Origin of the sequence: Pseudoalteromonas sp. TAE79, assembly GCF_000498015.1 — a bacterium.
Taxonomy (GTDB): domain Bacteria; phylum Pseudomonadota; class Gammaproteobacteria; order Enterobacterales; family Alteromonadaceae; genus Pseudoalteromonas.
The window spans coordinates 1-6,486 of the sequence record NZ_AUTL01000191.1; the positions used below are offsets into that span (position 1 = coordinate 1).

Below are 6,486 nucleotides of genomic sequence, written 5' to 3' on the forward strand. Positions count from 1 at the left end.
ATAACGAGCCTGTAGATTAACTCGTTTTTAAATTTGTTTTTATTGATAAACAAACCATAGCTGAGTTCCTATTTTGGTTCAATTGATTACTGTATTTTCACGCAGAATATAGAAGTGTTTGATATTGTTTTAATTGGCGTTTTGGAAGGGATTACGGGTGTTTGAGTGGCTTTTATTTAGAGTAAGAGGGCTTACCCTTCTTAATGCATCGTGTTTTGCAGCTTTTCTATATTATGAACAAGGCAATACAGTTGCCATTGCGCATTCACTTTCGTTTGACCCCGTAAGGTCAATTTATTCATGCCTTTATTCACTGTAATGTTCCCGAACACTGGCTCAATACAGCCAAGTCGTTTGCTATATTGTCGTCGACCTATGGGGCTGTCTATTTTTACTTTCATTTTGTCTACATAGCTCAGCTTTTTGCGCGATTCATTATTTATAAACTGCACTTGTCGTCCTCTTTCTATCGGTGGTTTTCGCATACATTGCTGTTGTAGTGGACATACTTTGCAATCTTTTAAGTAACCGCAGAATCGTGTGTATTGTTGGTTATGGCTGTTTACATTAACTCCGCTTCGCCACATATCATTACCTGCTGGGCAGCGGCATGTTTGGGTTGCTTCATCATAATGAAAATCGTCTGAGGTAAATAACCGAGCCTTGCCTTTACTGCGTTTTAGTCGGCGCTTTTCTTGCTCAGTTTCGTATGTTTCGCTGGCTTTAAACAGCGGATTTCGTTTTCTAAATTGGTTATCCGCAATGTAGGTATCGAACCCACTTTGCGCCATAAACTCAAGATTTACTTCGCTGTTAAACCCACTGTCTGCGGTGAATTTGATGGTGTGTTTATCTGCCATTTTTTCTGTATTGAGTTTAGCGAGTTGCTGTTTTAATTGTGCAACGGCTGGCTGTAAAGTTTGTTGTTCGCCCACTGAGCCCCACGCTTGTGCTTGCAGGATGATTTGATGTTTATCATCGTTTATCGCGATGCCGTTGTAGCCTTGAATTGTCCCTTTTGAGGTCGTCATCTTCGCACAGAAACTAAACTTGACAGCCACTCTAATCGAACAAACAAAACGTTACTATTAAATTTAATTTTTAGGTTAGGAATTTATCTTTTATCGCCGGGTTGCTTTCATTTCATACATCAAATAAGTCACTAGCGCTCTTAATCTAAATTACACGCATGAAAATGCCTGCATGATGCAGTTATGATTTATTAATGAATAGTTGAAGCTTTATGCCAGTAGCTTTTCGCAGTTACTGATATTCGCTCGCCGCTTTCGCTTTAAGTTTTCACAGTAGCTTATTTGTGAGCTGGGCCTGCCTACTGCCCCATGGAATACGCGCGTAAATTGTGTTGTGAGTTTTAACCAGTTTTCTGGGGATATGTTAAGCCTTTCAAGCAAGGGAAGGTTCATATTATCAATATGCCCGCGCTTGTCTTCTCGTATACAACGTCCTGTTAATTCAACAAGTTCAAGGTACGACTTAAGCTCAAACGGTAGCCCTTTTGGCATTATTTGACGTGGCTTGCCTGCAAAGCACAGGAGTTGTTTTGGTTGTTTGCCCTCTTTAGCGTATGTTAGTCGCTTTTGAACGCTGGTATGGTCAGATTCTTCTGGTGTATTTGCCATTTTTGCTCTGATGGGGTTTAAGTCTACGTATGCCATACAGGCCGCAAGGGCTGCTTCATCTAATAATGCTTGAGACGTAAATCGTCCCTCCCAAAACCTACCCGTGCAGTTATCTTCTTTATTTGCTCTGCGAGCAATGTTTTCATTTAACAACCGCATAAACCAGCTAATACTTGATAGGCGCTCTCGATATTCTTTTACTGTTTGATTAAAAAATATGAGTTCTATTTTACTTAGCTTTTCGCCCTCTATGTATTTTTGCGTAAGTACAGTGCCTTTACACAGCTTGTGCCAGCGAATAACAATCGCTTTATCATTTAGCCTATTCGCTTTCTTATCATCAACATACAGTACTAAATGGGTATGATTACTCATTACGGCATAAGCACATACATCAATACAAAACACCTTAGCTAACTCAAGCAGTTTGTCTTCAACCCAGCCTCTACGATGCTCGTAAGACTTGCCTGTAAAACGGTCTTCGCCACATAAAAATGCACGGCGTACACAACGTGAAATACAGTGGTAGTACTTTGTATCAACCAAACTTACTTGACGCTTTCTTGCGATAGCCATAAGACACCCTGCTTGTTTTTTACACTAAATAAACGTAGTCCTTAATTTAAAAAAGAGCAAAATTTAGGATGGGTGTCACTGTTAATTTTACTAAGACGTGATAAACAACTGACTCAGCAAGAGATGGCTGACACTATTGGCGTGCATGTAAATCAAATCAGACGGTACGAGGCGGGTGCAACACAGCCCTCACTTGAGGTACTAAAAAAGATTGCTGTAACACTTCATGTCAGCATTGATTCACTCGTTTTTAATACAAGTGAACGTGATCCTGATGATGAATTGAAATTACAGTTTGAGGCAATACAAGGCTTTACTGAACAAGAAAAATTAGTTACTAAAACCGTGCTAGAAGGTTTAATCCTTAAGCATGATGCTAATCGTTTTAGTGCAGCGAAAAGCGACTAAGATAAGAAGCTGCTAAGGAAAATAGCCGCTAACAAAAAAGCCAAGGCAGCTAAGAAATTAACTGCTTTGGCTTTTTGCATTTTTTATTTAATAAAGGAGTAAGCTAAAATCAAATGAGATCTATTCTCAAGTGTCACTGACCCTTTCTTTTATTTTTTTATCATAATATAGTTTTTTAATATTTATGAATGAAAAAATAAATATTACAAAAGCAACAAGCCAAATTATATATAGTACGCTATAAGAACCTACAACCAAATATGCATTGTTTGGATTGCTTGGTTCGTAATAGACCAAAACTTTATTTTTGGGTAAGTATTGTTTCAACTTTTCATTTACTTCCGTCCTAGTAAACTTAGTATTCAAAATTGAAACCTTCTTACCATTGAAAACTTTATTTCCAATACTATATTGATAATTGGCATCTATTACATAACGTTCTTTATTATGATTTATTCTTTTAGCTGAAGCAGTGACTATAACGCCTTCAGTTGAAGGCCATTTTTCAGATTCTAAACCTTCATATATATAAAAACTAAGTACTGCTATCCAACCAGCAGATGCAATCAACATTATCGTGAAAAACAATTTGCTTTTTTTAAACATATTAACAAGAAGTCCCTGGATTAGCAGCGCACTGGTTTGCAGCTTCACTGACAGAATTTATTGCTGAACTTACCGCATTACTAATATTATTTAAGGTATCGGGAATTGATATATTCACGGTACCTTGTGCACCCGCGCCTATACTTCCACCTAAACTTGGGGAAAGGTTTACTCCGTTTGCATCTACTTTTATCGCACTTTGTAAGCTGGGTTTAGCATCGAAGCCGGTAGCAGTAGAATACTCACCCTCCACCTTAACTGTTTCCTCTCCGGTGCCCAAGCTTAAATCTATAGTACCTTTCAGCTCAGCAGAATTACCTTTAGTAGAACTAGGTTCTGTGCTGAAACTTAGATCAGTACCGGCTTCTACCCCATACCTACCTGATCCACCAGCAGTAATTGAGAATTCGAAGGATTGATCATCAAAACTAAAACCTAAGTTTACTGCCCCACCAATAGTACCCACTATTTTTATTCCTGCATTTATATTCCATCGAGTCTGACCATTCGGGTCAGTATACTTATAAGGATTATTGCCTACATATGAATAGCGGTTGAAGGTTGTTATATCACCAGTAAACCCAATAGGGTCATTACTATAAAACCGCCCGATAACTGGATCATAGTATCGTGCCTGCATATAACTCAACCCTAAATCGGTGTCGAATTTATGCCCTGTGTACCCTACGTCATCTTTGGGTGCTTCTATCGATTCACCAAATGGGCGACTGTGTTGACGACTTGCATTCACGGTTTGCGGTGTAACATCACCATATTTAGCAATCAGTTTTTTACCTAAGTAAATATAGTTAGTGCCGTTGCCTGTTATGGTCTCGCCTTTTTCTCTATACAGTAATGTACCATCTTGGCTGTACATTGAATAGCTGGTGCCATTGCCATCGCTCTGTTTTACGCGGCGGTTATGGCCATCGTATAAGTAACTATTACCTTTTGCAGTGGTAAGTTGGTTTGCTACATTAAAATCTAAACTGTATGCGCCATTATTAGTGATGTTACCTCGGGTATCGTAACCTATTGAGCCATATCGTCCGCTTACGCCGGTTACTTTAGATAACCGATTTTTAGCGTAGTCGTAGGTGTAATTAAGTGTTTTATTCTTATTTTTATAGTACGTAATGTTACCGAGCCCATCGTAGTGCATTTCACTCGACCCAATACCTGCCGCCCCAGTGGTACTGGTTAAGCGGTCAAGGTCGTCATACTGTAAATTAGTTAAACTATAGGCGCTGTTTTGGCTATCAATAATCGACGTTACATTTGCATTCTTGTCGTAATCATATGTTAAAGCCATAACAGTACTAGGTATATTACTGCCAGCGGGGCCTGTGTCTTTAAGTTGTTTTGGTAGTAGGCTATCTGCATATAGTGTTGTTTGATGCTTAACACCATTACCATACGTAAACGAACTCAGTGTACCATTAGCATAGTAGCTTGCACTTTTCGCAAAACTTAAATCAACATTTCCACTTTTATACACCTGTGCTTCTGTTGGCTCACCAAAGCCATTGGGTTTGAAGTTTACAATAGTTCCATCTGGGTAACCTAACTGTTCACGCTGTTGCAAAGCATTGTATTTATAATTAAGCATTAGAGGTAGTTCATTACCCACAAATAGCTGCTCTTCTTCGAGGCGATTTTGGTTGTTGTACTCATAACGATGAATTACATTACCAGCTGTTAAGGTTTTAACGTTCCCGTTGTTATCGCGCTCGTAGCTAACATCACCTGAAGCATCTGGGTAGTTAACTTGTTTAAGACTGCCTAAGTTTTCATATGTATAAAAAGTACTCCCACTCGGCGCTGTACTGGTACATTGTGTATTAGCAACGCCACCTTGGCTCCAGATGAGTTCACCTATTACATTGTGCTTATAAAGGGTATTGCCTACATCCGGTCGTGTAGTTAAACATAACTGTTTACTATTGTCGTAATAACGACGTTCAGTAACACTCGTTGAATTTCCATACTGGTTAGCACCTGCTTGTGTAATAGAATGTGTTAAACCAAATATATCAATATCTAATGTGGTGGTTACATTCTCAGGCGATTCTATTTTTATTGCGCGCGAGTAACTTGGTGAACCAAAGGCTTGATAGGTTGTGGTTGTTACGTGACCTTTTGCATCCGTTACTTCTATACGATTACCAGATAAATAGGCGTAATTAACGGTGCCTAATCCACTTGTTGTAACACTTTGCTGTCGACCTAGTGAATCATAAACGGTTGTAGTGCCTTTATTTTCACTTATATTTGCGCTTGCATAAGATTGGAACGTTGGCTGATTCAAGTAGTTATATTCGAAACGCTGATAACGGGTACTATTTGCTGCAGAGCTATTGACTAAATCTTGGCTTTTTGTTTTTGTCAGTCGCAGTAAGTTGTCATAGTACTCTGTAGTTTTGAATACAGCGTTACCTGTACATGCGGTCCGTGAACTATCTAACGTACACGTTGACGCAGTGCGGGTATTGGTATCGTTATGCCAAGTATATAACGTGTCGTACCAGCTGCCATTAACCGCATCATTTGTTAAATCTACGGATTTAATACGACCCATGTCATCATAGGTGTAATTAGTTGATACGCCATTATAATCGGTTGTACGAGTTACCCACCCGTTATTATCAACTACCCTACCCGCACTCATGCTTCCTGTGGTTGACCTATTTGGCACCGTTATTACCTGCGGTAAACCGCGCTTGTAGTTTGCATATTCAATAAAACGCTTACCAGTGCCTACTGAACGATTTGAATTAAACTCTATTCGCTCAACATTGCCTTGTGCGGTGTAATCAGTGAAAGTACGTTGTAGTTGACCAAATAGGTACACTTTTGATGGTAATTGTTGGTTTGAAAAGTAACTATTCGAAAAAGCATTGTACTGAATGCGTTTAGTTTCTATATAGTTTTGATCATCGCTTGATACTTGGGTGATGGTAGGTAAATTTAAAATCCAATTTAAAGTGTCATGCTGGTAAAACTGCTTTTTATAAAAAGTACCCGATGGCCCTGCTAGAACAACTTGCTCAGGTGCATCATAAATATTATAGATATAACTTTTAGTAAAGCTGTCACTGTTAACATGTTTAGTAACTCTTTTGTCCTTTACGATATAAGATAAAGTGTCTGTATTCGTGGTTAAAATTGGATCGACAATACCACTGTTACCTTTAAAACTACTCTTCCAATATTGAGTCAATGTTTTTTGATTTATTTCTCCATTTGGGCCATGTTC

The 6,486-nt window shown here is 38.8% G+C and carries 5 protein-coding genes; 1 reads left to right on the forward strand and 4 read right to left on the reverse strand.

Annotated elements, in window-relative coordinates; genetic code table 11:
• Positions 1 to 200: 200 nt before the first annotated feature.
• Both L655_RS0114405 and L655_RS0114410 read right to left on the reverse strand, forming a co-directional pair.
• A complete protein-coding gene (locus L655_RS0114405) occupies positions 201 to 1,031 on the reverse strand; it encodes a transposase (RefSeq protein ID WP_024604413.1) in 831 nt (276 codons plus the stop codon).
• 210 nt (positions 1,032 to 1,241) lie between these two features.
• A complete protein-coding gene (locus L655_RS0114410; RefSeq protein WP_024605397.1) occupies positions 1,242 to 2,216 on the reverse strand; it encodes a transposase in 975 nt (324 codons plus the stop codon).
• Between the two features lie 72 nt (positions 2,217 to 2,288).
• Here L655_RS0114410 and L655_RS0114415 point away from each other — a divergent pair, with 72 nt between their 5' ends.
• Positions 2,289 to 2,624, forward strand: a complete 336-nt coding sequence (locus L655_RS0114415; protein ID WP_024605398.1) for a helix-turn-helix transcriptional regulator — start codon at positions 2,289 to 2,291, stop codon at positions 2,622 to 2,624.
• A gap of 126 nt (positions 2,625 to 2,750) precedes the next feature.
• On the opposite strand, the gene L655_RS0114420 is transcribed toward L655_RS0114415, so the two are convergent.
• Together L655_RS0114420 and L655_RS0114425 are read right to left on the reverse strand one after the other, a co-directional pair.
• Complete coding sequence (locus L655_RS0114420) at positions 2,751 to 3,230, reverse strand: DUF3592 domain-containing protein (protein ID WP_024605399.1); 480 nt, start codon at positions 3,228 to 3,230, stop codon at positions 2,751 to 2,753.
• A 1-nt stretch (position 3,231) separates the two neighbouring features.
• Positions 3,232 to 6,486 (reverse strand): RHS repeat-associated core domain-containing protein (locus L655_RS0114425; RefSeq protein WP_024605400.1); only part of this gene is annotated, 3,255 nt, incomplete at its 5' end.

Bases quoted from the DNA above. Each gene is read 5' to 3' on its own strand.
- L655_RS0114405 (WP_024604413.1), bottom strand. From the start codon at position 1,031: ATGACGACCTCAAAAGGGACAATTCAAGGCTACAACGGCATCGCGATA.
- L655_RS0114410 (WP_024605397.1), bottom strand. From the start codon at position 2,216: ATGGCTATCGCAAGAAAGCGTCAAGTAAGTTTGGTTGATACAAAGTAC.
- L655_RS0114420 (WP_024605399.1), bottom strand. From the start codon at position 3,230: ATGTTTAAAAAAAGCAAATTGTTTTTCACGATAATGTTGATTGCATCT.